We start from the raw sequence: 26,222 nt of genomic DNA on the forward strand, positions 1-26,222 counted from the left end.
TGCGGGTATCTCCAACAATCAGGGTAGAGCGCCGTCTAGCGCGGCGTGTCTTTACTGTAAGCCCGTTTCGCTGGGTTTGCATGAGCCAGATCAGGTTTGCCGGCAAGAAGCCAAAAGGCAGGATCAGGGTGTGAAGTCTGGCGGGTTCAGCAGCCAGTCCAACAGCAGCCCGGCATCGTGATTGCCACGGGACGGTTTCGGTGGGGCGGCGGTGTGTCCTGCGCCGGTATCGACAGCCCCTGGGCACAGCACCGGTCGGTCGGGGTCGCCATCGAGAAAGCTCACCAGCACTTCGCTGCCGGCCATCAGGGGAGGGCTGTCGCCCAGCGTCAGTCGCGACACGGGCAGCGTGATGCCTTCCTGGTCCGGTGCCCAGAGGCTGACACTCACGTGGCCGCGCTCATCGAACGGGGCCGACTGGCCGGTGCGGCCGAGCACATGGGCCAGGTGATACCCGGGAATGCACGGTTTGGGATGCTTGAGGGCCGGCCTGAACACGGTGGACCAGGGGATGGCGGTGAAGCGGTTGCGGTAGTCACGGGCCGACGGTGTGGTGGGCAGGTCCGGTTCAAGGATCGAAAACTGCCGCCCGCGATGTTGCACCTCGGTGATCAGCCATTGATCGTTGAAGGTGGAAACCGGGTGTTCGCAGATCTGCACGATGTCGCCGCTGTGCAGCGCCGGTTGATCACTGTGGCCATGGATTTCCCGTTGCCGACAGCGCAACCGTTCCAGATGGCGGCGTCCGGCCTGGTAACGGTGAGTCAAGGCCGGGTCGCGGTGCATGGCCTCATGGTCGATCTGCTCGAGGGGGTGATTCGCCGCCTGGGCTTCGGTTTCGGTCACCGCCCGGTCACGGAACCCGACAGGCACGCCAGGTACCACCGCGTGGTGGCGCAAATACAAGCGCTTGATGGCCGGTATCGAGTTGTCGTTTGGGCGCAGGGGCAGCTCGATGGGGCGCGCGGGGAAACTCTTCGGGTCTTCGGCAAACACCAGGACGTGGCCCTGGGGAGTGTGTTCGAAGTGGTAATGAATGCCTTCTTCCTCACACAGCCGTTGCAGGAGGGCCAGGTCGCTTTCGTCGTACTGGATACAGAATGGGCGACACGGATACTGCCCATGGGGCAGCTCGAAACGGTAACTGTCGGCGGGCAGAGCGTTGTCTTGCAGCAGGCGTTGCAGCAGTTGCACCACGCTGAGCCGATGGAAAACCCGGCGCCGCGGGCCTTGTTCCAATCGCAGCAGGTAGGGAACCAACGTCAAGCGGTAGCCGATGCGCCGGGGTGCCGAGGCACTCAGGCTGACGCTGTGGACAATCCCATGGATGCCCGACTCGCCGTCCAGGCGCAGGAACGCCGGATGCCCCAACAGCAGGTCGGGGTTTATCGGTGGGGCCAGGCCGATCAGTTCGAGGTCAAAGCGGTACGGCTGGTTGAGGGCTTCGCGGCCATTGAAGCGCAAGACTTGCAACTGCAAGTCGTTTTGCGTGAGCGTCAGGCTGAAGGGACTTTCCGTGTCGTTGCGCATCGCGCCTCCTACTGGCAGGGACAGAGGCCCAGAGGGTACGAAACCACGGGGGGGAACGGTGCTTGCGAGCCGCTATTTCAGAAAAGCCCTACAACACACTGTGAAAATGTCGATCCGGCAGGCTGAATTTTTTGGTCGATCAGCCGGTTTAGGCCGTATAAACTTGCGCCACAGCGCCGGCCGGCAGATGTCTCGGCGCGTCAGACAAGAGAGTGAGTAATGGGCGCACAGTGGAAGGTTAAACACAAAGAAGCGGCTGCCAACGCCAAGGGCAAGATCTTCGGCAAACTGGTGAAGGAAATCACCATTGCCGCGCGCAATGGTGCCGATACCGCGACCAACGCGCACTTGCGTCTGGTGGTCGAGCAGGCGAAGAAGGCCTCGATGCCCCGCGAGACCCTGGAGCGTGCGATCAAGAAAGGTTCCGGCCAGCTCGGTGAAACCGTGCAATACCACCGCGTCACCTACGAAGGGTTCGCGCCGCACCAGGTGCCGCTGATCGTTGAATGCGTGACCGATAACATCAACCGTACCGTCGCTGAAATTCGCGTCGCGTTCCGCAAGGGGCAACTGGGCGCCTCGGGTTCGGTGGCGTGGGACTTCAACCATGTCGGCATGATCGAAGCCGCGCCGGACAGCCCGGACGCCGATCCGGAAATGGCCGCCATCGAGGCCGGTGCCCAGGATTTCGAGCCGGGCGAAGACGGCGCGACGTTGTTCCTCACCGATCCTGCCGACCTCGATGCCGTGCAGAAGGCGTTGCCGGAGCAGGGCTTCACCGTGTTGTCGGCCAAGCTGGGCTACCAGCCGAAGAACCCGGTCAGCGGCTTGACCGACGAGCAGATGGCTGAAGTCGAAGCCTTCCTCGAAGGCCTCGACAACCATGATGACGTGCAGGACATGTTTGTCGGGTTGGCGGGTTAAGCACTACCCCCTGTGGCGAGGGGATTTATCCTTGGGTGCGGTTCACTCTGTGGGAGCAAGGCTTGCCCGCGATGCGCAGATCTCGTTTTTTCAGAGACCGCGCCGTCTTCATCGCGGGCAAGCCTTGCTCCCACAGATAAATCCCCTCGTCACAATAAGTCGTGTGTTTGTTAGTTTGGGGTGCTGGTTTAGTCGATGTGTTTGAACTCGCTGAGCAACCTTTCAATCTCATCAAAACCCGGCCGTGCCAGCACGTCTGGCTGACAGCAGCGTGCCTGCAACTCCTGCAACGTTGCCAACTCCACGGCACTGGACGCCGGTTCGATTCGCGCCAGCAATTCCCCCAGCAAGATCCCGAAGGCCCGCACCTCGATGCGTTGCAGTGCGCGGGTTTGCACGGTGTCGACCGTGGCGTGGAACGACGCCGCGCCAAAGTCCCCCAGCAGGCAATCGCCCTGGTCATTGCACAGGATATTGTGCCCGTACAGATCCCCATGGGTGATGCCCTGATGGTGCAGGTGCGCCGCCACCGAGGCGATGCCGTGGGCGATGCGCAAGGCTGCCGGGGCGCTCAGGCGCAGTTCATCGGCATATATGTCGCGGGTGCATGACGCCAGGCTCGGCAGCCCGGCGAGGTTGCGATAGCTGGGTTCGATCAGTGCCATGATCAGCCCGGCCTGTTGCTCGGGGTGCCCGGCGACCTGGCCCAACACGTCAATCAGGTTCGGGTGTCGACCGGCCGTGATGCAGGCATGCATTTCATGCAGGGGTGAGCCGTCGCTGGTCATCTGGCCTTTGTACAGCTTCACCGCGACGTTTCGCGCCACCTGGCCGGGCGTCTGCCAGAGCGCTTGGTGAATCACCCCGGAGGCGCCTTCGCCCAATTGTCGTTGCAGCGTCAGTTGCGACCAGTCGATGGGCGTCGTGGTGTTCAAGGCTGCGGCATCGGCCTGGGTTTCCAGTGGGTTGCCGGCGTAGGCCAGCCAACTGAGGCTCGGCAGCTCCAGCAACCATTGCGGCAGTTCGGTCAGTTGGTTGGCGGCGATGCGCAGCAGTTCCAGGCGATGACACTGGCCCAGGCTCGCCGGTAACTGCTGCAAACGGTTGCCGGCCAGCATCAGTTTTTGCAGGTGTGGGCGTTGGCCCAGCTCGTCCGGCAAGTGGCTGACGTCGTTGTCGGTCAGGATCAGCCAGCGCAGCTGTTGTGGCAGCGCGGCGCCCGTGACGCGGGTGATGCGGTTGGCTTTGAAACCGACCATGGTCAACGCGCTGCAACGGCCCAGGCATTCGGGCAGTTCAGTGAAGCGGTTGTCGGAACAGAACAGCACGCGCAGGCGAGTCAGCCGATGCAGGTCGTCGGGCAGCGTGTCCAACTGATTGCCGCTGAGGTTGAGGATCTCGAGGGAGTCGGCCAGCTCGAAGATTTCCCGGGGAAACTCCGTCAAGCCGCAGGCCAGGTCCAGCCGGGTAGTGCCCGAGAGCTGGCCGGCGCGTAGTTGGGCGAGGGTGTGCATGGCAGGGTTCGCTGTTGATCAAGGGGGGGCTGGCGCCTGTAGCCAGACAGTTAACCAATAATCAGCTCAGTACAACACCCTGTGGCGAGGGGATTTATCTGTGGGAGCAAGGCTTGCCCGCGATGAAGACGACGGGGTCTCTGAGAAAACGAGGCGCCTGCATCGCGGACAAGCCTTGCTCCCACAGCAGTTTTTCCATAACAGTGCTGCTCCGCTGGCCACAGTCAATCGGGCTAGCGCTCGATGCTGCGGTTCCAACGGGCGTTCCAGGCCGGGCGTTGTTCGTTGACCTGGTCCCAATCCACGGCAATCGCTGTTTCCAGGTATTGCTTCATCGCCTCCACCTGGCCACGGGTCTTGTCGGTGGTCGGGGTGTTGGGGTTGGAAGGAATCTGGTCGCCTTCCTCCAGGGCAATGGCCTGGGCTTGTGGGCTCAGCAGGAAAGCGGCGAGCTTTTGCGCCAGTTCCGGCTGGGTGTTTTGCGCGATGGTGCATTCGGCGACGTTGAGGACCACGGCGCCTTCCTTCGGCTGGGCATACTCGACGGGCATGCCCTTGAGTTTCAGCGCGGTCACCTGGGTCGGTGTCAGCGGGAACAGCGCGGCTTCGTCGGTCTGTAGCATTTCGGATATCTTCGCCGAGCTCGGGATGTACTCCAGCACGTTGCGCCCCACCGTGTTCGGCCACGCCTTGAAACCTGGCTCGACGTCGGTTTCGCTGCCGCCCTGGATCCGGTTGAACATCAAAAAGCCGTGCAGGCCGAAGGTGGACGAGGCCATCGACTGGAACACCACTTTGTCCTTGAAGCGCGGATCGGCCAGGTCCATCCATGAAGTGGGTGTATTCCAGCCTTTTTCCTTGAACAGCCGCGTGTTGTAGGCCAGCCCCGTCACCCCGAGGCTGACGGCCACGGCCTGATCCTTGATACGCCCCTTGGCTGGGATCTGCGCCAGGGTCGGGCTGTCCTCGAGTTTGTCGCACAGCCCCATGGCGATGGCGCGGTACATGATGCCGTCATCGAGGAACATCACGTGCATCTGCGGGTTGCCTTTGCTGGCCTGGACTTTCGCCAGGATGTCGGCGGAGGTGCCGGGCACGATGACCACTTTGACATTGTTGGCTTTCTCGAACGCCGGCAAGACTTTGTCGGCGTAGAGCCGCTCCATGGTGCCGCCGTTCATGCCCAGGTAAAGCGTCGGCTCGGCCAACGCCTGGGTGACCGGGAGCAGGACGCCCAGGCAAGCGGAACCCAGCGAGCAGAAGCCGAACAGTGCACTGCGTTTGACGTTATTCATTGGCGCGACCTTCCTCTATCAAGCAACGGAGATGGAGTGAAACCGGGTGATGGAAAACGCATCCAGCGGCGTGGTCGAAGCCCCGCTGCAGATGATCTCGGTGAGCACCTGGCCCACCGCCGGACCGATCTGGAAGCCCGCGCCGGCAAAGCCAAACGCGTGCAATAGACCGGGCTGGGTGCTGCTGTGGCCGATCACCGGCTGGCGATCAGGCAGGTAACCTTCGGTGCCGCTCCAGGTACGAATCGCCTGGGCGCCCTCCAAAAACGGGTAGAGTTCGACGGCCTGGCGCAGGATTTCCAGCACGGCGTTCTGGCCGGGCCGGGCGCGAGCGGCATCCAGGGCAAAGCCCTGGCCGCCTCCCAGCACGCAATTGCCGCGCGAGACCTGGCGGGCGTAGATACCGCCCCCCTCGACACCGGTGCTGGCGTCCATGACCAGGGGCAAGGGTTCGGTGACCAGCATCGCCGGGTGCCCGGCGTGCATCGGCACCGCTTCGCCGAATTGCGCGGCGAACTGGCTGGCCCAGGCTCCGGCGCAGTTCAGCAGCCAGGGCGCATGGAACGTCAGGCCCGTTGCGGTGCGTACGACAAAGCGTTGGCCGTCGTGCACCACGGCGCTGACGGTGCATTGTTCATGGACTTGCGCACCCTGCCGGCGAGCGGCCTGGGCAAAGGCTGGGGATACCAGGCGCGGATTGGCATGGCCGTCCTCCGGGCACAGCGACGCCCCGACCGCGACGGCGCCGACCCACGGAAAGCGCGTGCGCAGGGCGGTGCGATCGAGCAGTTGCAAATCCAGGCCGAAGCCTTGGCTGGCGACGGCGTAGTCGTGCAGCGCTTGCAGGTCTTCAGCACTGCGGGCCAGCTTCAGATGACCGCTGCGCTGGTACTCGCCGTCGATGCCGATCAATTGGGGCAACTGGCGCCAGATTTCATGGGCCCGTTGCGACAGGGGCAGTTGCGACAGGGGGCGGCCCTGGCGACGCACACCGCCGTAGTTCACGCCGCTGGAGTGCGAGCCGCAGAAGTCGCGCTCCAGCAACGCCACCCGGCGTCCGGCCTGGCTCAGGAACAACGCGGCCGAGGCGCCGACGATACCGCCACCAATGATCACTGCATCCACTTCGATCATGGCTCGACCTCCAGGCCGAACGGCACGGGCTTGATCGGTGCCTGGGCCCGCAAGCGGCCGATGCTGGCGACGGCGCGGCCACTTTCGCAGGCAATGATTTCCGCGGCAGCGGCGCCGCACATCCGCCCCTGGCAGCGGCCCATGCCGACCCGGCAATGGGCCTTGACCCGGTTGATCTCCCAATGGCCTTCGCCCACCACCCGGCGGATATCGCCGGCGCTGACTTCTTCGCAGCGGCAGATCATCAGGTGATCGGCAGCGTCGGCGGCCCAGTGTTCAGGAAAGGCAAAGGCGCGCTCCAGGCCTTCCCGGAATCGGCCGATGCGCTCAAGGGTTTGTTCCAGTTGCGTGCAACGCTGCGGGTCGGTCGAGTAGCCGAGGTCTTCGAGCAAGGCCAGGGCCGCCCGTTCACCGGCCAATTGCGCCGCGTCGGCGCCCATGATCCCGGCGCCGTCACCGGCCAGGTAAATCCCTGGCACGCTGCTGCGCCCGGCGTGGTCTCGTTGGGGCAGCCAGGCGCGGTTGAGGGCGTTCCAGGTAAACGCACAGCCCAGCAGGTCGGCCAGTTGGGTTTCGCTGCGCAAGCCGTGGGCGAAGGCCACCGCGTCACAGTCGAGGGTGTGTTTACCGCTGGTGTTGCGCCATTGCAGCGACTGCACCCGACGTTCTCCATCCAGACGCGTCAGGCTCGCGCCTTGATGCACGGCGATGCCGCGGGCGGCCAACCAGGCGCGGTAGTAGAGGCCCTTGGCGAGGGTGACCGGTTGTGCCAGCAGGCCGGGCAGGGCGCGGACTTGGGCGCCAAAGGGCGAACTGTCGAGGACGGCGACCACATTGGCGCCAGCCCGGGCGTATTGATAGGCCACCAGATACAACAAGGGACCGCTGCCAGCGAACACCACCCGTTCGCCGATGGCGCAGCCCTGGAACTTCAGGGCAATCTGCGCCGCGCCCAGGCTGTAGACCCCGGGCAGGGTCCATCCCGGCACGGGCAGGACCCGGTCGGTGGCGCCGGTTGCGACGATCACGCTGGCGTACTCGAGGCGGTCGGCGCGGCCTTCATGCAGGGTATCGAGCAGGCCGGCCTCGGCGTTCCACACCAGGGTGTCGGGACGGTAATCGAGCTGTTCGCGCAACGCGTCAAGCGTCTGGTGGACGGCGTTGGCCTTGTGCGCTTCGAAGCCATAGAGCTCGCTAGGCGAACGCTTGAAATTGGCCGGTTGGCGCCGATAGATCTGCCCGCCACCGCGAGCGGCTTCGTCCAGCAGGACCGGGTACAGGCCGTGGGCGACCAGGGTCTGCGCGGCGCGGATACCGGCCGGGCCGGCGCCGATGATGGCTATCGGTTTCATCGCCACCTCACGGGCAGGGCCGGGGGATTTGTGGGGTTGTCGAAACGGTCATCGCGAGCAAGCTCGCTCCCACAATAGATCGGTTGTGGAGTCTGGTTTTGTGCACGCCACGGTCCCCCTGTGGGAGCGGGCTTGCTCGCGAAGACGGCGGCACATCCAACGACGGTTTCGGCAGACAGACCGCTTTCGCGAGCAAGCCCGCTCCCACATTTGATTTGGGGTGATGCTTTATCTTGTGCACGCCGCAAATCCCCTGTGGGAGCGAGCTTGCTCGCGATGAGTCCATCCCTGGCGACAGTGTTCATACCTGGCGCCCCGGTTCGCGGCTGATGTGCTGCCCGGCTTCGAGCAGGGTCGAGCAGGCGCGTACGCGGCGGCCGTCGCCCAGGCGCACCCAGCAGTCCTGGCATGCACCCATCAGGCAGAAGCCGGCCCGGGGCTCGGCGCTGAAGTCACTGCCGCGCAGGTGTTCGCTGCAGGTCAGCACGGCGGTCAGCAGCGTGTCCCCCAGCAGCCCGGTGGCGGGCTGGCCGTCGAGGGTAAAGTCCAGGGCCGGGCGGTCGCCTTCGGCCAGTCGTTTCAGCAGTGCCATGACACCCTCATTGTTTGCCTACCAGAACCCGATCCAGGCCATAGACCCGATCGAGCAGAATCATGGTCAGCGCGGTGAGCCCGATGACCAGCGCCGACACTGCCGCCATCATCGGGTCGATGGATTCGGTGGCGTACACGTACATGCGCACCGGCAAGGTTTGCGTGGCCGGCGAGGTGACGAAGATCGACAGCGTGACTTCATCGAAACTGTTGATGAACGCCAGCAGCCAGCCCCCGGCCACCCCTGGCAGGATCATTGGCAAGGTGATTTGCCGGAACAGCGTGAAGCGCCCGGCCCCCAACGATTGCGCGGCCTGTTCGGCGCTGCGGTCCAGGCCGATGGCCGAGGCCAGCACCAGGCGCAGCACATACGGCGTGATCACCAGCACATGGGCGAAGATCAACCAGGCGAAGCTGCCGTTCACGCCCATCAGCGCAAACAGGCGCAGCAAGGCGACCCCCAGCACCAGGTGCGGAATGATGATCGGCGACAGGAACAGGCCGTTGAAGAAATCCCGGCCCGGGAACTCGAGCCGGGTGATCGCCAGGGCCGCCGGCACCGCAATCAGCGTCGCCAGGGAGGCCGCGCAGAACGCCAGAACCAAGCTGTTGTAGAACGCGTCGACAAAATCCGCGCGTTCGAACACCGCGCGAAACCAGCGCAGGGAAAACTCGGTGGTCGGCAGGCTCAGGGTGTTTTCCGGAGTGAAGGCGACGAGGCAGACCACCACCAGCGGCGCGAGCATGAAGACCACCACCAAGGCGTGGAACAGCAGCGCGAAAGGACCGTTTCTGGACATGACGAATTATCCCAATGACTTCTTGTAGCGGCCTTCGATCATCCGGTTCCACGACAGCATGATCAGCAGGTTGAGCAGCAGCAGCGCGACGGCGATGGCCGCGCCCATCGGCCAGTTCAGCTCCGACAGGTACTGGTCGTAGATCAACGTGGCGACCATCTTCAAGCGCCGTCCGCCTAGCAGGCCGGGAATCGCGAAGGAGCTGGCAGCGAGGCCGAACACAATGAGGGTGCCGGACAGCACGCCGGGCATGATTTGCGGCAACACTATTTTGCGGATCACCGTGAACTGGCTCGCCCCCAGGGACAGCGCGGCCTGTTCGGCGGCCGGGTCGAGTTTCTGCAACGAGGTCCAGACTGGAATGATCATGAACGGCAACATCACGTGGACCAGGGCGATGACCACGGCGAACGGTGTATAGAGCAGCTTCATCGGCGCACTGCCGAAGGCTTGCAGGGCCTGGTTGATCAGGCCGTCGGCGCCGAGCAACAGGCTCCAGCCGAAGGCCCGCACCACCACCGAAATCAGCAGCGGCGTGAGAATCAGGATCAGGAAAATCGAGCGCCATGGCGCGCCCATGCGGCTGAGGATGTACGCCTCGGGCACGCCGATCAGCACGCACAAAACAGTGGTCAGGGCGCTGATCCAGAATGTGCGCAAAAAGATCTCGTAGAAGTACGGATCACCCAGCAGGCTGGTGTAGTGCTCGAAGGTATAGGCGTCGCCGTCGATGCCCGAACTGTAGTCGAAGACGTTGAACGACAGCACCAAGGTCAAGCCCAAGGGAATCACCAGCAAGCCCAGGTACAAGGCCAGGGCCGGCGCGGACATCAGGTAGCCTTGCCGACCGCGGCGCATCGCATCGATCAGCTTCATGCCGGTACCTCGTCCACGCTCAGCACCCGCAGCAGTTCCGGATCCCAGTCCAGGCCCACTGCCGTGCCTTCGACCAAGGGCGCCGAGCCGTCGTTGCGGCGCACCACGCAGAGCTCACCCAGGCCGGTGGACACGCCGTACAGCCATTGGCTGCCCAGGAAAAAACGGCTGACGAGGGTGCCTTGCAGTCGCCCCGAACCGGCCTCGCACAAGTCGATTTTTTCCGGGCGCAGGCTCAGGGTCAGCTCGCCATCGGCCTGGCTGCAGGCTTGAACGACGCCCGCACTGTCCCGCACGCCGGGCAGCAGGTTGGCTTTGCCGACGAAGCTGGAAATGAACTCGGTGCGCGGGTGCTCGTAAAGGGTGTACGGCGCGTCGATCTGGGTGATGCGCCCGGCCTGCATCACCACGACCCGGTCACTGATCGACAGGGCTTCGGACTGGTCATGGGTCACCATCAGTGTGGTGATTCCGACTTCGCGCTGGATGCGGCGAATCTCGTATTGCATCTCTTCGCGCAAGTTGGCGTCGAGGTTGGACAGCGGCTCGTCGAGCAACAGCACCGGCGGTTCGATCACCAAAGCCCGGGCCAGTGCCACGCGTTGGCGCTGACCGCCCGAGAGTTCTCGTGGGTAGCGGTCGGCGTGGCGGTCCAGGCGGACCAGTTTCAACACCCGGTCCACCCGTTGTTGCAGTTCGGCGTTGGCCACCTTGCGCATGCGCAGGCCGAAGGCGACGTTGTCCTTGACGGTCATGTGGGGGAACAGCGCGTAGCTCTGGAACACTACCCCCAGGCCACGGCTGGCGGGCTTGGCGTGGGTAATGTCGCGCCCGTCCAGCAGGATGCGCCCGCTGCTGACTTCGACGAAGCCGGCAATCATTTGCAGGGTTGTGGTCTTGCCGCAGCCGGAAGGCCCCAGTAGCGAGACAAACTCGCCTTTTTCCACCGACAGGTTGGTGGCGACCACGGCGTCGATGTCGCCGTAGCGTTTGCCAAGTCCTTCAAGTTGCACAAAAGCCATCGCTGCGCTCCACCTGGGATTGTTATGCGTCGCCGCAAGGGCGCGCTTTTTTGTATGGGCAGATACGAAAGGGTGCTGCTGGGGTGCGTTGGCGCTCGACCTTGAGTCGGCTGCCGCTGTTGTTCGAATCGCCCCTGTCTGGACGAAGAGTAGGACGAAGAATAGGATGGGCTCAATGGACTATTTCACTGAGATGAAGACTATTTTCGGTTTCATTCAGTGAGTAAATTTAATAATGAGAAATTACATGGTTAATTCCACTGATCGGAATAATGACAAAGGCGAAGTCGGTGTCGGAGCGGTCTCCAGGCTGTTTGCCGTGCTGCGCAGCTTGGGTGACACCGTCGAAGGCGGCGAGCGAGTGACGCAATTGGCCCAGCGCATCGGCCTGTCCCAGCCCACCACACATCGCTTGCTGCGCAGCCTGATGGACGAGGGCATGGTCGAGCAGGATGCCCGCAGCAAACGCTATCGCCTGAGCCTGGAGTTCTTCGCCCTGGCGGCCCGCGCCGGCAATACCGGCAACCTGCGCGATCTGGTGCGCCCGGCCATGCTGCGGTTGTCGGCGTCCTTGGGGGACTCGTTGTTTTTGCTCGCCCGCAGTGGTTTCGATGCCATCTGCCTGGACCGCAGCGAGGGACCGTTTCCGATCCGCACGTTCACCGGTGACATTGGTGGCCGCGTGGCGTTGGGCGTGGGGCAGGGCAGCCTGGCGATCCTGGCGTTCCTGCCGGAAGAGGAGCGCGACACGGTGATTCAATACAACCTGCCACGGCTCAAGGATTTCCATCTGTACGACGAAGTCTTCCTGCGTTCGGAAGTGCAGAACGTGCGCGCGCTGGGTTACGCCGGGCGCAACACCGGCGTATTGCAAGGCATGGCCGGGGTGGCCGTGCCGATCCTGGACCGTGATGGCCGGGCCGTGGCCGCCTTGAGCGTGGCAACCGTGAGCGACCGGTTGGGGCCCGATCGCCTGCCGACGGTGGTGGACATGCTCAAGCGCGAGGCGGCCTTGATCGGGCCGCGGATCAACCCGTTCGACCCGTTGCTGCGCAGGCCTTCGCAGGTGTTCGGGCAGGGGTGAACACACCTTGAAGCCTTCCACAAATCCCTTGTGGGAGCGGGCTTGCTCGCGAAAGCGGTGTATCTGCCAAGATGATGTCGCCTGACACACCGCCTTCGCGAGCAAGCCCGCTCCCACAGGGGATGGTGATGCTCAGAAGTCCAATGTCTGCTTAAGTCTTTGCATCGTCGGCGTGTCACTCGGTATGACCATCGCATAGTTGTAGCCCGGCCCGGACCAGTACTCGGCTTGCAACTCGCCATCGCGGCGACTGCCCCGGGGCAGCAGGAAGTTTTTCGGGCCGGGTGGGCGCACGTAGAAGCTGATTTTCTGACCGCTCGGGTCCTGATAGACCACCATCGCCGCCGCGCCTTGCTCGGTGCTGAGCAAACGCCCGCTGACCGGTTTGAAACCGGCGCTGGACAGGTCGGGCAGCCGGCCGGCCTGGGTGAAGTAGCGGTCGAGCCAATCTTGCATGTGCTGCTCGTCGCCGCTCTGGTAATCGGCTGGAAGGATGCCCTGCTGGGCAATCAACCGGTACGCCTGGAGGGCATCGGCCATGGGCGCAGCCGCGCTGAGCAGGGTCATTTGCCGCGCCTGCCAGCCACCGAAGCCTCCCACGCTGACAGCCAGCAGCAACACCGCGGCGCTGGCCAGGTGGCGATGGGCGCGATGTTTCAGGCGCTGGCGAATCATGGCCGGGTCGAGGTCCGGGTTGGGCGGTTGTTGCAAGGTTCCGCTCAGGGCCGTGCGCAGGTGCTGCGCGTCCTGTTGCCAGGCCCGGACGCGGGCGGCGACTTCGGGCTGGTTGGCCAGGTAGGTCTCGACCAGGCGCTGGTCGGCCTCGCTCAGTTGGCGATCGACGTAGGCGTGCAGGTCGCTGTCGCTGGGGGGCATGCTGATCATTTGAGTATCCGCAGGGTGGGGCGGGTGATTTCGCCGTCGCTGAGTTGGCGCAGCGCCTGGCGGGCGCGGGACAGGCGGGACATCACCGTGCCGGTCGGTACGCCGAGGATGTCGGCGACTTGCTGGTAGCTCAAGCCTTCCACCGACACCCACAACAACAGCGCACGCTGTTCCGTCGTGAGCTGATCGAAGGCCTGCAAAGACGACTGTGCGATCACGCTGCGCTCGGCCGAAGGGTGGGCATCGTCGCGGCCGGTGAAAAACTCCAGCATGCGCGCGTACCGGCGGGAACGGCGATGGCCGTCGAGAAACTGCCGATACAGGATCGAAAACAGCCAGGCTCGCAGATCGCCGTCCGGGCGCTTGTCGTTCCATTTGGACAACGCCCGTTCCAGGCACATCTGCACCAAGTCGTCGGCGTTGCTCGGGTTGCGCGTCAGCGACACGGCAAAGCGCCGTAGCCGGGGGATGAGTTCGCGCAACTGTTCGTCGAGTGCATTCATGGAAGGTGGCTTCTGTAGGCAGTCACTGCGCCGGGACTGGAAAGACGATCCGCGAACGAGATTATTCCAGTGCTGGAAAAATAAATACGAGGCGTGGGAATAAACCTGCCAGGCCTTCGTCTGACGGATCCTTTCCAACAAATGGCCTCGCGCCCTGGAGCTTTCTCATGGTTGATCCTTCTCCCTCGGCGAGCCGGCCGCCCTTGAGTGCCGCCGCCCTGACACTGCGCCTGAGTGGCATTGCCGTGATTGTCGCCGCGCTGGCCGGGCTGTTTGCCTACGTCAATGGCAGCCTTGACCCACAGCGCCTGACACCGGAAGCGCTGGTCAATGTCTTGGAAAAAAACAACGGCGTTCACCCGGGCTTTCGACGCAACCACTCGAAAGGGATCTGCGTCGCGGGTTATTTCCAAAGCTCGGGCGAGGCCAGCGCCTATTCCAGCGCCCAGGTGTTCTCGCTGCCGAAAACGCCCGTGGTTGGGCGTTTCGCCTTGCCCAGCGGCAACCCTTATGCACCGGACGGCAGTGTGCCGATTCGCAGCCTGGCGCTGCGTTTTACCCAGGCCAACGGCCAGCAATGGCGCACTGGCATGAACAGCATGCCGGTGTTTCCGGTGGGCACGCCCGAAGCCTTCTACCAGCTCCAGCAAGCCCAGTCGCCGGACCCCGCCACAGGGAAACCGAATCCTACGGCCGTACCGGCGTTCTTTGCCGCCCATCCCGAGGCCGTGCCGTTCCTGCAATGGATCAAGACCGCCAAGCCGTCGGCCAGCTATGCCACCGAAACCTATAACGGCATCAACGCCTTCTATCTGGTCAACCCCGCCGGGCAGCGCCAGGCCGTGCGCTGGGGCGTGGTACCGCTGAGCCAGGACGCTGCCGATGCGACGCCACCCCAGGGCGCCGATTTCCTTGAGCAAGACCTGGCGAAGCGTCTCGCCGCCGGGCCGTTGCGCTGGCAACTGAACATCACCTTGGCCAACCCGGGGGATCCGGTGAACGACGCCAGCAAGGCCTGGCCCGCTGACCGCAAGGTGCTCAACGCCGGCACGCTGGTGCTGGAGCGCACCCAGGCGCAGGACAACGGCGAATGCCGCGACATCAACTATGACCCGCTGATCCTGCCCCAAGGGATCGAAGGGTCTGACGATCCGCTGTTGGTCGCGCGTTCCGCTGCTTATGCCAGTTCCTATCTGCGTCGTACCAGCGAAGTGAGCCAATTGCCCGCCACCCAGGAGTCCCGCCCATGAGCGCCCCTCGTCACTTCGCACCGCTGGCTCGGCTGCTGCACTGGCTGATGGCATTGATGATCATCGCCATGCTGTTTATCGGCGCTGGCATGGTCGCTTCGGTGTCCGCGCGCCATGAATGGTTGCTGCAGTTGCACAAACCATTGGGCATCGCGATTTTGCTGTTGGTGATCGTGCGCCTGGTGGTGCGTTTCACTACCCGCCAGCCGCCGCTGCCAGCCGATCTGCCGGGCTGGCAAGTGTTGGCGGCAAACGTCTCCCACGTGTTGTTGTACGCCTTGATGCTGGTTCTGCCCCTGTTGGGCTGGGGCATGATTTCGGCGGCGGGGGATCCGGTGATGCTCGGTAACTGGCTGCAACTGCCCTCGATCCTGCCCGCCCACGCCCAGACGTTCGCACTGCTGCGCAAGGCCCACGGGTACCTGGCTTACTTGTTGTTCCTGACCGTGCTGGTGCATCTGGCGGCGGCGCTGTTTCACGCGTGGGTGCGCCGGGATGAGGTGCTGGACAGTATGTTGCGCGGCAAGGGCTGAAGTGGGTGAACGACTCAAAATACTGTGGGAGCGAGCTTGCTCGCGATGACGGCAGCACAGCCAACATCTCTGCAAGCTGACCCGCCGCTATCGCGAGCGAGCTCGCTCCCACAGGGATTCAGGGGACTTGGATGATGGTGGGAGCAAAGCTTGCTCCCACCCAGCGTGTCCACTTTGGATAGGGTTGATCAGGTCGTTGGATCAGCGCAATTGGTCAACCATGGCCTCAATGGTGCTCAACACATCCTTGCCCAGTTGCATCGAGCGTTTGCCAGACCAGCCGGTGATCGGGTTCGGGTGATCGTCATGGTCCTTGAATGGCATTTCCAGGGTCAGGGACAGGCAGTCATATTTCTGTCCGACCGCGTTACAGGCCAGGGTCATGTTGGCCTGGCCCGGTTCGTCACGGGTGTAGCCGTGAGCGGTCTGGAAGTCTTTGGTCTGGTGCTTGAGATGGCTGCGAAAGCGCTCTTCGAGTTCGGCGATGCGCGGCGTGTAGCCCGGGTTGCCTTCGCAACCGGCGGTGAAGACATGGGGGATTTCCTCATCGCCATGAGCGTCGAGGAACAGATCGACGCCGTACTTTTCCATTTGCTGCTGCACGAAAAAGACTTCGGGGCTGATTTCCGGACTGGCGTTCTGCCAGGCGCGGTTGAGGTCCTGGCCCATGGCGTTGGTCCGCAGATGACCGTGGAACGCGCCGTCCGGGTTCATGTTCGGCACCAGGTACAGGTCGGCCTTGGCGAGCAACCGGTTCAGTTGCCCATCGTCATGCTGCTGGAGGCGTTCAATCACGCCTTCCATGAACCACTCGGCCATGTGCTCGCCGGGGTGCTGCTGGGCGATGATCCAGATTTTGCGCCGGCCTTCGGCACCGCTGCCCTTGCGCAGCAATTGAATGTCACGGCCTTCCACGCTTTTACCAACGGCCAATAGCTCGGTGCCGGCCTTGTGCTGCGCTTGCTCGATCAGCCAGTCATGACGGCCACGGCTGTAGGGTTCGAAGTAGGCGAACCAGGCGTGGGGTTGTTCGGCTTCCAGATGAAAGCGCAGGGCGTCGCCTTCAAACTGGGTCGGAATGCGGAACCAATTGACGTGATCGTAGGAGGCGACGGTCTGGTAGCCCGTCCAGGCCTTGTTGTAAGACGATTGACTGGCATTGAGCAGGCGGAAGGAATATTCCTGGCCGACGTGCAAGCCGCTGGCCTTGAAGTGGAACCACTGGAAATGGGCGCTGCGGGTGTCGGGCCTGATCTTGAGCAACGACTGCAACGGGTTGCTGATGTCGACGACTTCGATGTTGCCGCTGTCGAAATTGGCACTGATATCAAAGGAAGATTTAGCCACGGTCACGATTCCTGGAAAGGATTTTCATGGCCGTTACTTTACACGCAAGAAAGGGGAAACCGGGACGATTTACGTCACGTGAAAGAGGGGGCGTCCTCCCTGGACGCCGAGCCAGCTTAGAGAGTCTGCAATTGATTCTCAAGTGCTGGATGTCGATAGTTTTCGCCCGTGTGGCAGGGGGATGCTTGTAAACGGATATTCATTTGCTATCATCGCCGCCATCGAATTGGCAGCACCCTAAAAAGACTTCATTAGCCTGAAGACATAAGCCGAAAAATCGGCAAAAAAAGACCCGGCAAAAAGCCGGGTCAAAAACCGTGATTAGCCTGATGAGGAGATATTCCAGAAGTCCGACCTAAGGTCTTCTGGTCTATCGACTGATCTCGCGACCAGCTGATGCAATAATAATCATTATCATTTGCAAGTCAAATGGTTTTATCGCATCGATTGGAAAATTTTTTCTCGTCGTCCGCGTTCGCGACGACATTCCCAAGGGTTGCCGCTAGCGAGTAGGGTAGCCATCCAGGGATCGGTCAAGCATCACCTTGACCAGATCGATCATGTGCACCACCGAAAATGCCAGGTCACGGCTCGAACCGTCTAACTGGTTGGCCGACTCATGGGCGGTTGCCGCTGCACAGCGCAGCAGGTCGCACGCATGGACCAGGGCTTCCTCCGCGCTGACGCTGTGGCTGACCTCGAAAAAACGATGTTCTGCCTGGGCTGGCGAAACACCTGGTTTCAAGTAGTAATCAAGGGCGCGTTTGGCTGCCGGGCAATCCTGCAATGAAGGGAACGTGCCGTCGAAAGGGCTGCTGGGCTGGTCTGTATTGGGTGTGTCCATGGCGATGAAAATCTCCGTGTGAGGGGCTGAACTCCTGAATCCAGAATAGTACTTACCGTAATTGTGACGACAATTTAAATACTACAATTTGTGTTTTGCGGGTCGGAGCCACCCACGTATCGTGCCGCACATGGATAAATGGATAGAGTTGGTCAAGGCCAAGATGAAGGAGCTGCGCATCACGCAAGTGGTGCTCGCAGAGCGGTTGGGAATGTCCCAGGGCGGCGTCGGCCATTGGCTGACCAAGCGCCGGCAGCCCAGTGTCGACGACATGAACCGGGTCCTGCGGGAGCTGGGGCTGGAGTTTCTGGAAGTGGCCATGGTGATCCGCGAGCCGGACACCTCCACCGAAGAAGGCATGGCCCTGGCGCAGAAGTACAACCCGTACTTCCGTTACCCGGTCAGCGAGTGGCACGAGGTTGGCGCGGTTCGCGAAGGCGATCCCGGTGCCTACAGCCAGGCGCGCTACGAACTGACGGACTATCACGCCCTGGGCGAGGCATTCTGGCTGGTGGTGGTGGGCGATGCGATGACCGCACCCAGTGGGTTGAGCATTCCCGAGGGCATGTCGATCCTGGTGGATCCGGCCATCGAGGCGGTGCCCGGCAAACTGGTGGTCGCCTGCCTGCCCGGCAGCAGTGACGCGACCTTTCGCAAATTGATCGAAGAGAGCGGGCAGCGTTACCTGGTTCCGCTCAATCCGACTTACCCGAAAAACCTGTACACCGAGCAATGCCGCATCATCGGTGTGGTGGTGCAGGCCACCATCAGGTTCTGACTGGATCGGCCCTGGGAGCGGGCCGATGCCTATTCTTCGAACGCCACCAGGGCACTGCCCTCGCTGACCATTTCGCCTTCCTGGCAATACAGCGCCTTGATCACACCGGCCTTGGGCGCACGAATGCTGTGCTCCATTTTCATGGCCTCCAGTACCACCAGTTGAGCCCCGGCTTCCACCGTCTGGCCGACACCCACCAAGACCCGCACGATGCTGCCGTTCATGGGCGCGACCAGGCCGCCTTGATGGCTGTGGCTGGCTTCGGCGGCGGCCAGCGGGTCGTACAGGTCGATCCGATGCAAGTCACCTTCCCACTGCAGATACAGGCTGTCGATCTGGCGAATGGCCCGATGGCTGCGGCGCACACCGTGGTGCTCGATCGTCAGTCGCTCGCCCTCGAGCTCCGCGCAATGGGCTGTGACGTCCAGCGTCAGCGCACGATCCTGACCTTCACAGCTCAGGTGCAAGGTGGTTTCCCTCGGCAACCCCAGGCGCATGCCGGTGGTACTGGCCCACGGTGAACTGGCGTCATCGCCGCGTACGTGCGGTGCCAGGCTCAAGGCGACTCCCTGGGCGGCGGCGAACCAGAACGCGTCATCCAATTCGCCAGGCTCTGGCAGTAATTGCGCCTGGTAACGTGGGATAAATCCGGTGTCCAGCTCTGCCGCCGCGAAGGCGGGATGGGCGACGATTCGGCGCAGAAACCCGATATTGGTTTTCAGCCCGCCAATGACAAACTCATCGAGCATGCTCAACAGTCGCAAGCGCGCCTGCTCACGGTCTTCACCCCAGGCAATCAGCTTGCCGAGCATCGGGTCGTAGAACGGCGAGATTTCATCGCCTTCTTCAACCCCGCTGTCGACCCGCCGACCCGGCCCCTCGGCCGACTCGCGATACAACGCCAGGCGCCCGGTGGCCGGCAGGAAATCGTTGCCCGGGTCCTCGGCATACAACCGCACTTCGATGGCGTGACCGAGCAGCGGCACTTGCGCTTGAGTGATGGGCAATGGCTCGCCTTGGGCGACGCGGATCTGCCAGGCCACCAGGTCCAGCCCGGTGATCGCCTCGGTGACCGGGTGCTCGACCTGCAACCGAGTGTTCATTTCCATGAAGAAAAATTCGCCCCGGGCATCCAGCAGGAACTCCACCGTACCGGCCCCGACATAACCGATCGCCTGGGCCGCGCGTACGGCGGCTTCCCCCATCGCCCGGCGCAGTTGCGGGGTCAGGCCGGGGGCGGGGGCTTCTTCCACGACTTTCTGGTGGCGGCGTTGGATCGAACAATCGCGCTCGTTGAGGTACAGGCAGTTGCCGTGTTGATCGGCAAAGACCTGGATCTCCACATGGCGCGGCTTGAGCAGGTATTTTTCCACCAGCATCCGTGAATCGCCGAACGAGGACTGTGCTTCGCGCTGGGCCGAGGCCAGGGCTTCGGCCAGTTGGCTGACGTCCTCGACGACTTTCATGCCTTTGCCGCCACCACCGGCAGTGGCCTTGAGCAATACCGGGTAGCCGATGCGCTCGGCGGCGTCGCGAAAGGTCTCCAGATCCTGGGCTTCGCCGTGATAACCGGGCACCAGGGGCACGCCGGCGGTTTCCATCAGCGTCTTGGCCGCCGATTTGCTGCCCATGGCGTCGATGGCCGAAGCCGGTGGGCCGAGGAAGATCAGCCCGGCATTTTCAATCGCCCGGGCGAACCCGGCGTTCTCGGACAGAAAGCCATAACCGGGGTGGATGGCCTGGGCGCCGCTGGCTTTCGCTGCGGCGATCAGTTTGTCGATTTGCAGGTAACTGTCGGCGGCTTTGCTGCCGCCCAGGTCGACGCGAATGTCGGCTTCACGGCTGTGGCGGGCATCACGGTCGGTGGCGCTGTGTACGGCAACGGTGGTCAGGCCCATGGCCTTGGCGGTGCGCATTACGCGGCAGGCGATTTCGCCACGGTTGGCCACCAGCAACGTGGTGAGGGCAGGGGCGCTCATCGACGCGGCTCCTTGTTGTTATTCGATTCGGCTTGCCAGTTCGGCGCACGTTTTTGCAGGAAGGCGCGCAGGCCTTCCTGGCCCTCCGGGCTGACGCGGATGCGGGCGATGGCGTTTTCGGTGTAGCGCCGCAGCGCCGGGGTAAGGGCGCCGTTGCCGACTTCACGCAGCAGTTCCTTGCTGGCGCGCATGGCGGCCGGACTGTTGAGCAACAGGTTGTCGATCCACTGTTCGACCTGCTGGTCCAGGGTCTCGACTGGGTAACTTTCCGACAGCAAACCGATCTCTTTCGCACGTTGCCCGTCGAAGCGTTCAGCCGTCAGGGCATAACGACGCGCCGCCCGCTCGCCGATGGCTTGCACCACGAACGGGCTGATCACCGCCGGTGCCAGGCCAATGCGCACTTCCGACAGGCAGAACTGTGCTTCATCGGCGCCAATGGCCATGTCACAAGCACTGATAAGCCCCAGCGCGCCACCAAACGCCGCACCCTGGACGACGGCCAGCGTAGGAATTTTCAGTTTGGCGAGGTTGTACATCAACTCTGCCAGTTCCCGGGCGTCATCGAGGTTGGTGTGGTAGTCGAGTTCGGCCGATTGCTGCATCCAGGCCAGGTCGGCGCCAGCGCTGAAGTGCTTGCCGCGACCGCGGATCAGCAGGAAGCGCAGGTTAGGATCGCTGCTGATGTGGTCCAGGGCGAGGATCAGTTCGCGGATCATTTCGGCGTTGAACGCGTTGTTTTTCGACTCGCGGCTGAGCCACAGGGTGGCAACGCCCCGTGGGTCGCTGTGCAGTTCGAGGGTGTTGAAATTATCCATGGGCATTCCTCGTTTACATCCGGAACACGCCGAAGCGGCTCGGTTCGATGGGGGCGTTCAGCGACGCGGACAAGGCCAGGCCCAGTACATCGCGGGTCTGGGCCGGGTCGATGACGCCGTCGTCCCACAGCCGTGCGCTGGAATAATAGGGGTGACCCTGTTCTTCGTACTGATCGAGGATCGGTTGCTTGATCTCGGCTTCCTGCTCGGCGCTGAAGGGGTGGCCACTGCGTTCGGCCTGTTCACGCTTGACCTGCACCAGCACGCCGGCCGCCTGCTCGGCACCCATCACGCCAATCCGCGCGTTTGGCCACATCCACAGGAATCGCGGGTCATAGGCGCGGCCGCACATGCCGTAGTTCCCCGCGCCGAAACTGCCGCCGATGATCACGGTGAATTTCGGCACCTTGGCGCAGGCCACCGCGGTCACCAGTTTTGCGCCATGTTTGGCGATGCCACCGGCTTCGTATTTCTGCCCGACCATGAAGCCGGTGATGTTCTGCAGGAACAGCAGCGGGATCCCGCGCTGACACGCCAGTTCGATGAAGTGCGCGCCTTTCTGCGCGGCCTCGGCGAAGAGGATGCCATTGTTGGCCAGGATCGCGACCGGGTAGCCATGCAAATGAGCGAAACCACACACCAGGGTCGTGCCGAACAGCGCCTTGAACTCATCGAACACCGAACCGTCCACCAGGCGCGCGATCACCTCCCGCACATCGAACGGCTGCTTGGCATCGGCCGACACCACACCGTACAGCTCGTCACTCGAATACAGTGGGGCGATGGGCTGGCGTTGCTGCAGCTCACCGAGTTTGCGCCAGTTGAGGTTGGCCACGCTGCGTCGGGCCAGGGCCAGGGCATGTTCGTCGCTGTCGGCATAGTGATCCGCCACGCCGGAGATCTTGCAGTGCACATCGGCACCGCCCAGGTCTTCGGCACTGACCACCTCACCGGTAGCGGCTTTCACCAGCGGTGGGCCGGCGAGGAAAATCGTCGCCTGCTGGCGGACCATGATCGCCTCGTCCGCCATGGCCGGCACATAGGCACCGCCGGCGGTGCAGGAGCCCATGACCACGGCGATCTGCGGGATGCCCTGGGCACTCATGTTGGCCTGGTTGAAGAAGATCCGGCCGAAGTGCTCGCGGTCGGGGAACACTTCATCCTGGCGCGGCAGGTTGGCGCCGCCGGAATCCACCAGGTAAATGCACGGCAGGCGATTCTGCTGGGCAATGGTCTGGGCGCGCAGGTGTTTTTTCACCGTCAGCGGGTAGTACGAACCACCTTTGACCGTCGCGTCGTTGGCGACAATCATGCATTCGACGCCTTCCACGCGGCCGATGCCGGCAATCACGCCGGCCGCCGGCACGTCTTCGCCATAAACTTCGTGGGCCGCCAATGGGCTGATTTCCAAAAACGGCGAGCCCGGATCCAGCAGCCGGTTGATGCGTTCACGGGGTAGCAACTTGCCCCGCGAGGTGTGCCGCTCCTGGGCCTTGAGGCCGCCGCCCTGGCGGATTTGCGCGAGCAGGGTGCGCAGGGCCTCGACGTGTCCGAGCATCGCCTCGCGGTTGGCGATGAAGTCCGGCGAACGCGGGTTGAGCTGAGTGTGCAGCGTGGCCATGGTCAGCTCCGTTAGCGGGTTTCGTTGAACAGTTCGCGGCCGATCAACATCCGACGAATCTCACTGGTGCCGGCACCGATTTCGTACAGCTTGGCGTCACGCAGCAGACGACCGGCGGGGAATTCATTGATGTAGCCATTGCCCCCCAGGATCTGGATGGCGTCGAGGGCCATTTGCGTGGCGCGTTCGGCGCTGTAGAGGATCACCCCGGCGGCGTCCTTGCGGGTGGTTTCACCGCGCTCGCAAGCCTGGGCCACCGCATACAGGTAGGCGCGGCTGGCGTTGAGTTGGGTGTACATGTCCGCGACCTTGCCCTGGATCAGCTGGAATTCGCCGATGCTCTGGCCGAATTGTTTGCGGTCGTGGATGTAGGGCACGATCAGGTCCATGCAGGCCTGCATGATCCCGGTCGGGCCGCCGGACAGCACCACGCGCTCGTAGTCGAGGCCGCTCATCAGGACTTTCACGCCACCGTTGAGCGCGCCGAGGATGTTTTCTTCCGGCACTTCGACGTCGTCGAAAAACAGCTCGCACGTGTTGGAACCGCGCATGCCGAGCTTGTCGAATTTGTTGCTGCGGCTGAAGCCTTTCCAGTCGCGCTCGACGATGAAGGCGGTGATGCCGTGAGGACCCTTTTCCAGGTCGGTCTTGGCGTAGATCACGTAGGTGTTGGCATCGGGACCGTTGGTGATCCAGGTCTTGCTGCCGTTGAGCACGTAACGGTCGCCACGCTTGTCGGCTCGCAGTCTCATCGAAACCACATCGGAACCGGCGTTCGGTTCGCTCATCGCCAGGGCGCCGATGTGTTCGCCGCTGATCAGCTTGGGCAGGTACTTGGTTTTCTGTTCGTGATTGCCGTTGCGGTTGATCTGGTTCACGCAGAGGTTGGAATGGGCACCGTAGGAGAGGGCGACCGAGGCCGAGCCGCGGCTGATTTCTTCCATGGCCACCACGTGGGCCAGATAGCCCAGGCCAGCGCCGCCGTATTCTTCCGGTACGGTGATGCCCAGCAGGCCCATGTCACCGAACTTGCGCCACATGTCGGCGGGAAACAGGTTGTCGATATCGATCTGCGCTGCGCGGGGTGCCAGCTCGGCCTTGACGAAGGCCTGCACCTGGTCGCGCAACATGTCGATGGTTTCGCCGAGGGCAAAGTTCAGGGATGGGTAGCTCATGGGACACCTTTGGCTTTTTTATCGGGTGCGGAGAGCGGGGGAGTGGCTCTCACCTTTACGTTAACGTAAGCCTGCGGCGAGAAGCTGTCAATCGCCCTTTACGTTAACGTCAACTTGGGCCAGAGTAAGTGCGCACCAAGGCATGTTGTTGCATCAGGTTACCGCTACACCCACTAATAAAGACAAGAGGGGGCGTCATGGATCAACCCGGTTCGCATTCGCAGCTCAGCTACACCCGTGGTTCCGCGGCCAAGGCCTTGCTGGCCCAAACCATCGGCGAGGTTTTCGACCAGACGGTGGCCCGTTATCCGGAGGGCGAGGCGTTGGTGGTTCGCCATCAAGCGCTGCGCTATACCTGGCAACAACTGGCCGAGGCCGTCGATCTGCACGCCCGAGCCTTGTTGGCGCTAGGCTTGAAAACCGGCGATCGCCTCGGCGTGTGGGCGCCCAATTGCGCCCAGTGGTGTATCAGCCAGTTCGCCAGTGCGAAGCTCGGCGTGATTCTGGTCAACATCAATCCGGCCTATCGCGTTTCCGAACTCGAATACGTGCTCAAACAATCCGGATGCCAATGGCTGGTGTGCGCCGGCGCGTTCAAGACCTCGGATTATCACGCCATGCTGCAAGCGCTGGCACCGGAGCTGGCAGAGCAACCGATCGGCCAGATGCAGAGCGAGCGCCTGCCGGAGTTGCGCGGTGTGATCAGCCTCGATTCCCAGCCACCCTCAGGCTTCCTGCCCTGGTCACAACTGGCCGCCCTGGGCGCGGCGGTGACGCCTGGACAATTGGCCGAGCGTCAATCCAGCCTGCGGTTCGATCAGCCGGTGAATATCCAGTACACCTCCGGCACCACGGGCTTTCCCAAAGGCGCAACCCTCAGCCATCACAACATTCTCAACAACGGGTATATGGTTGGTGAAAGCCTGGGCCTGACGGCCGGCGACCGGCTGGTGATCCCGGTGCCGCTCTACCATTGCTTCGGCATGGTCATGGGTAACCTGGGTTGCATGACCCATGGCAGCACCATGATCTACCCCAACGATGCCTTCGACCCGCTGCTGACGCTCAAGGCCGTGGCCGAAGAAAAAGCCACTGCGTTGTATGGCGTGCCCACGATGTTCATTGCCCTGCTGGACCAGCCGCAGCGGGGCGATTTCGACCTGTCCAGCCTGCGCACGGGCATCATGGCCGGGGCCACATGCCCCATCGAAGTGATGCGACGGGTCATCAACGAAATGCACATGGCCGAAGTGCAGATTGCCTACGGCATGACGGAAACCAGCCCGGTGTCGTTGCAGACCGGTCCTTCAGACGAACTGGAACTGCGTGTAACCACCGTCGGCCGCACCCAGCCGCAACTGGAAAGCAAGATTATCGATGAGGCGGGCAATCTCGTCCCGCGTGGCGCTGTCGGCGAATTGTGTACCCGCGGCTACAGCGTGATGCTCGGCTACTGGAACAACCCCAAGGGCACCGCCGATGCCATCGACCCGGAGGGCTGGATGCACACCGGCGACTTGGCGACCATGGATGAGCAGGGCTACGTCTGCATCGTCGGGCGTAACAAGGACATGATCATCCGTGGCGGGGAGAATATTTACCCCCGTGAGCTGGAGGAGTTCTTCTTCACCCACCCGGCGGTGGCGGACGTACAAGTGATCGGCATCCCGTGTTCACGCTATGGCGAAGAAATCGTGGCGTGGATCAAGTTCCATCCTGGCCACAGCGCCAGCGAGCAAGAGCTGCAAGCCTGGTGCAAGGAGCGCATCGCCCACTTCAAGACGCCGCGTCATTTCAAATTCGTCGAAGAATTCCCCATGACCGTCACCGGCAAGATCCAGAAATTCCGCATGCGCGAGATCAGTATCGAAGAACTGCGCGATAGCGACGGCTGAGGCACATCTGTGGGAGCGGGCTTGCTCGCGAAGACGGCGGCATGGTCAACATTTATGTTGCGTGGCACACCGCTTTCGCGAGCAAGCCCGCTCCCACAAGAAAAAATCCAAACGGCAGAAAGCACAAAGGGGAGCCGAAGCTCCCCTTTAATTTTGTCGTCGCGTGCTCTTTTTTTATTATTGAGGGGCGGCCTGTTGTTGTTTTTGGTAGCCGTGACCCTTTACCGCTGTTTTTGGCGATCCCCATCCGGGATCAAGAGCAAACGTATTTTTTTGAGCGCTGATCTGCTTTTTCGCCTGGCGATCCAACCGATTCGGGAGCTACCTGAAGGTAGTTTTATTGTTCTCTGCCCGGTTGCGGGTTGCTCCTGGAAGCACCCTGAAAAGCACATCTTCTCCAAAAAAATCTGTTAGCTGCGTCTCTGCCGTGTTGTTTTTGTTATGTCAGAGTCGTTTCGTCTTGTTTTTA

At 62.6% G+C, this 26,222-nt stretch carries 24 protein-coding genes; 7 read left to right on the plus strand and 17 right to left on the minus strand.

The window, feature by feature from the left end; translation table 11 throughout:
* Positions 1 to 123: 123 nt before the first annotated feature.
* Entirely contained in the window at positions 124 to 1,530 is a 1,407-nt protein-coding gene (locus IB266_RS02305) for a type VI secretion system Vgr family protein (RefSeq protein WP_192259883.1), read from the minus strand.
* A 219-nt stretch (positions 1,531 to 1,749) separates the two neighbouring features.
* Between IB266_RS02305 and IB266_RS02310 the strand changes: the two genes are divergently transcribed.
* Positions 1,750 to 2,454: a YebC/PmpR family DNA-binding transcriptional regulator gene (locus IB266_RS02310; protein WP_003183149.1), complete on the plus strand. Its 705-nt coding sequence runs from the start codon at positions 1,750 to 1,752 to the stop codon at positions 2,452 to 2,454.
* 188 nt (positions 2,455 to 2,642) lie between these two features.
* On the opposite strand, the gene IB266_RS02315 is transcribed toward IB266_RS02310, so the two are convergent.
* The 8 genes from IB266_RS02315 to IB266_RS02350 all read right to left on the minus strand — a co-directional run bounded on the left by IB266_RS02315 (position 2,643) and on the right by IB266_RS02350 (position 11,041).
* Positions 2,643 to 3,968: a leucine-rich repeat-containing protein kinase family protein gene (locus IB266_RS02315; protein ID WP_192259885.1), complete on the minus strand. Its 1,326-nt coding sequence runs from the start codon at positions 3,966 to 3,968 to the stop codon at positions 2,643 to 2,645.
* Positions 3,969 to 4,201: 233 nt separating this feature from the next.
* Positions 4,202 to 5,263 (minus strand): ABC transporter substrate-binding protein, encoded by a 1,062-nt coding sequence (locus IB266_RS02320; protein WP_192259887.1) that lies wholly within the window; start codon positions 5,261 to 5,263, stop codon positions 4,202 to 4,204.
* Between the two features lie 18 nt (positions 5,264 to 5,281).
* Complete coding sequence (locus IB266_RS02325; RefSeq protein WP_192259889.1) at positions 5,282 to 6,397, minus strand: NAD(P)/FAD-dependent oxidoreductase; 1,116 nt, start codon at positions 6,395 to 6,397, stop codon at positions 5,282 to 5,284.
* Positions 6,394 to 7,749 carry an NAD(P)/FAD-dependent oxidoreductase gene (locus IB266_RS02330; protein WP_192259891.1) on the minus strand — a complete coding sequence of 452 codons (1,356 nt, stop codon included), beginning with the start codon at positions 7,747 to 7,749 and terminating at the stop codon, positions 6,394 to 6,396. The genes IB266_RS02325 and IB266_RS02330 overlap by 4 nt, the downstream gene beginning before the upstream one ends.
* Positions 7,750 to 8,050: 301 nt before the next feature.
* Positions 8,051 to 8,341 (minus strand): (2Fe-2S)-binding protein, encoded by a 291-nt coding sequence (locus tag IB266_RS02335; protein WP_003199964.1) that lies wholly within the window; start codon positions 8,339 to 8,341, stop codon positions 8,051 to 8,053.
* A gap of 7 nt (positions 8,342 to 8,348) precedes the next feature.
* A complete protein-coding gene (locus IB266_RS02340; protein ID WP_072405341.1) occupies positions 8,349 to 9,143 on the minus strand; it encodes an ABC transporter permease in 795 nt (264 codons plus the stop codon).
* A gap of 6 nt (positions 9,144 to 9,149) precedes the next feature.
* Positions 9,150 to 10,019 carry an ABC transporter permease gene (locus IB266_RS02345; RefSeq protein ID WP_192259893.1) on the minus strand — a complete coding sequence of 290 codons (870 nt, stop codon included), beginning with the start codon at positions 10,017 to 10,019 and terminating at the stop codon, positions 9,150 to 9,152.
* The gene (locus tag IB266_RS02350) at positions 10,016 to 11,041 is read right to left on the minus strand and encodes an ABC transporter ATP-binding protein (RefSeq protein ID WP_192259895.1); all 1,026 of its coding nucleotides are present in this window, start codon (positions 11,039 to 11,041) and stop codon (positions 10,016 to 10,018) included. The genes IB266_RS02345 and IB266_RS02350 overlap by 4 nt, the downstream gene beginning before the upstream one ends.
* Before the next feature lie 247 nt (positions 11,042 to 11,288).
* Here IB266_RS02350 and IB266_RS02355 point away from each other — a divergent pair, with 247 nt between their 5' ends.
* Complete coding sequence (locus tag IB266_RS02355; RefSeq protein WP_192259897.1) at positions 11,289 to 12,125, plus strand: IclR family transcriptional regulator; 837 nt, start codon at positions 11,289 to 11,291, stop codon at positions 12,123 to 12,125.
* Positions 12,126 to 12,257: 132 nt separating this feature from the next.
* Here IB266_RS02355 and IB266_RS02360 read toward each other — a convergent pair whose 3' ends face one another.
* Both IB266_RS02360 and IB266_RS02365 read right to left on the minus strand, forming a co-directional pair.
* The gene (locus tag IB266_RS02360; protein WP_192259899.1) at positions 12,258 to 13,010 is read right to left on the minus strand and encodes an anti-sigma factor family protein; all 753 of its coding nucleotides are present in this window, start codon (positions 13,008 to 13,010) and stop codon (positions 12,258 to 12,260) included.
* Complete coding sequence (locus tag IB266_RS02365) at positions 13,007 to 13,513, minus strand: sigma-70 family RNA polymerase sigma factor (RefSeq protein WP_060738305.1); 507 nt, start codon at positions 13,511 to 13,513, stop codon at positions 13,007 to 13,009. The genes IB266_RS02360 and IB266_RS02365 overlap by 4 nt, the downstream gene beginning before the upstream one ends.
* 167 nt (positions 13,514 to 13,680) lie before the next feature.
* On the opposite strand from IB266_RS02365, the gene IB266_RS02370 reads away from it, so the two are divergent.
* Both IB266_RS02370 and IB266_RS02375 read left to right on the plus strand, forming a co-directional pair.
* Complete coding sequence (locus tag IB266_RS02370) at positions 13,681 to 14,763, plus strand: catalase family peroxidase (protein WP_192259901.1); 1,083 nt, start codon at positions 13,681 to 13,683, stop codon at positions 14,761 to 14,763.
* Positions 14,760 to 15,296, plus strand: a complete 537-nt coding sequence (locus tag IB266_RS02375) for a cytochrome b (RefSeq protein WP_060738303.1) — start codon at positions 14,760 to 14,762, stop codon at positions 15,294 to 15,296. Before IB266_RS02370 ends, IB266_RS02375 begins: the two co-directional genes overlap by 4 nt.
* A 201-nt stretch (positions 15,297 to 15,497) precedes the next feature.
* On the opposite strand, the gene IB266_RS02380 is transcribed toward IB266_RS02375, so the two are convergent.
* Both IB266_RS02380 and IB266_RS02385 read right to left on the minus strand, forming a co-directional pair.
* Positions 15,498 to 16,649, minus strand: coding sequence for a M14-type cytosolic carboxypeptidase (locus IB266_RS02380; RefSeq protein ID WP_192259903.1), 1,152 nt, complete (start codon positions 16,647 to 16,649; stop codon positions 15,498 to 15,500).
* A gap of 496 nt (positions 16,650 to 17,145) precedes the next feature.
* Positions 17,146 to 17,487 (minus strand): DUF6124 family protein, encoded by a 342-nt coding sequence (locus tag IB266_RS02385; RefSeq protein WP_060738301.1) that lies wholly within the window; start codon positions 17,485 to 17,487, stop codon positions 17,146 to 17,148.
* Between the two features lie 130 nt (positions 17,488 to 17,617).
* Here IB266_RS02385 and IB266_RS02390 point away from each other — a divergent pair, with 130 nt between their 5' ends.
* Entirely contained in the window at positions 17,618 to 18,265 is a 648-nt protein-coding gene (locus IB266_RS02390) for a LexA family protein (RefSeq protein WP_192259905.1), read from the plus strand.
* 29 nt (positions 18,266 to 18,294) lie between these two features.
* Here the strand turns inward: IB266_RS02390 and IB266_RS02395 are convergent, their stop codons facing one another.
* From IB266_RS02395 to IB266_RS02410, 4 genes are read right to left on the minus strand one after another with little or no spacing between them, the layout of a single operon-like run.
* Positions 18,295 to 20,244 (minus strand): acetyl/propionyl/methylcrotonyl-CoA carboxylase subunit alpha, encoded by a 1,950-nt coding sequence (locus IB266_RS02395; protein ID WP_192259907.1) that lies wholly within the window; start codon positions 20,242 to 20,244, stop codon positions 18,295 to 18,297.
* Positions 20,241 to 21,062 carry a gamma-carboxygeranoyl-CoA hydratase gene (locus IB266_RS02400; protein WP_192259909.1) on the minus strand — a complete coding sequence of 274 codons (822 nt, stop codon included), beginning with the start codon at positions 21,060 to 21,062 and terminating at the stop codon, positions 20,241 to 20,243. The genes IB266_RS02395 and IB266_RS02400 overlap by 4 nt, the downstream gene beginning before the upstream one ends.
* A gap of 13 nt (positions 21,063 to 21,075) precedes the next feature.
* Positions 21,076 to 22,683 carry a carboxyl transferase domain-containing protein gene (locus tag IB266_RS02405; RefSeq protein ID WP_192259911.1) on the minus strand — a complete coding sequence of 536 codons (1,608 nt, stop codon included), beginning with the start codon at positions 22,681 to 22,683 and terminating at the stop codon, positions 21,076 to 21,078.
* 11 nt (positions 22,684 to 22,694) lie between these two features.
* Positions 22,695 to 23,858 (minus strand): isovaleryl-CoA dehydrogenase, encoded by a 1,164-nt coding sequence (locus IB266_RS02410; RefSeq protein WP_192259913.1) that lies wholly within the window; start codon positions 23,856 to 23,858, stop codon positions 22,695 to 22,697.
* Between the two features lie 197 nt (positions 23,859 to 24,055).
* Between IB266_RS02410 and IB266_RS02415 the strand changes: the two genes are divergently transcribed.
* Entirely contained in the window at positions 24,056 to 25,753 is a 1,698-nt protein-coding gene (locus IB266_RS02415) for an AMP-binding protein (protein WP_192259915.1), read from the plus strand.
* Positions 25,754 to 25,794: 41 nt separating this feature from the next.
* Positions 25,795 to 26,037 (plus strand): hypothetical protein, encoded by a 243-nt coding sequence (locus tag IB266_RS02420; RefSeq protein WP_192260129.1) that lies wholly within the window; start codon positions 25,795 to 25,797, stop codon positions 26,035 to 26,037.
* Positions 26,038 to 26,222: the final 185 nt, after the last annotated feature.

This window comes from Pseudomonas sp. Pdm06 (genome assembly GCF_014851795.1).
In the GTDB taxonomy this organism is placed as follows: Bacteria; Pseudomonadota; Gammaproteobacteria; order Pseudomonadales; family Pseudomonadaceae; genus Aquipseudomonas; species Aquipseudomonas fluorescens_AA.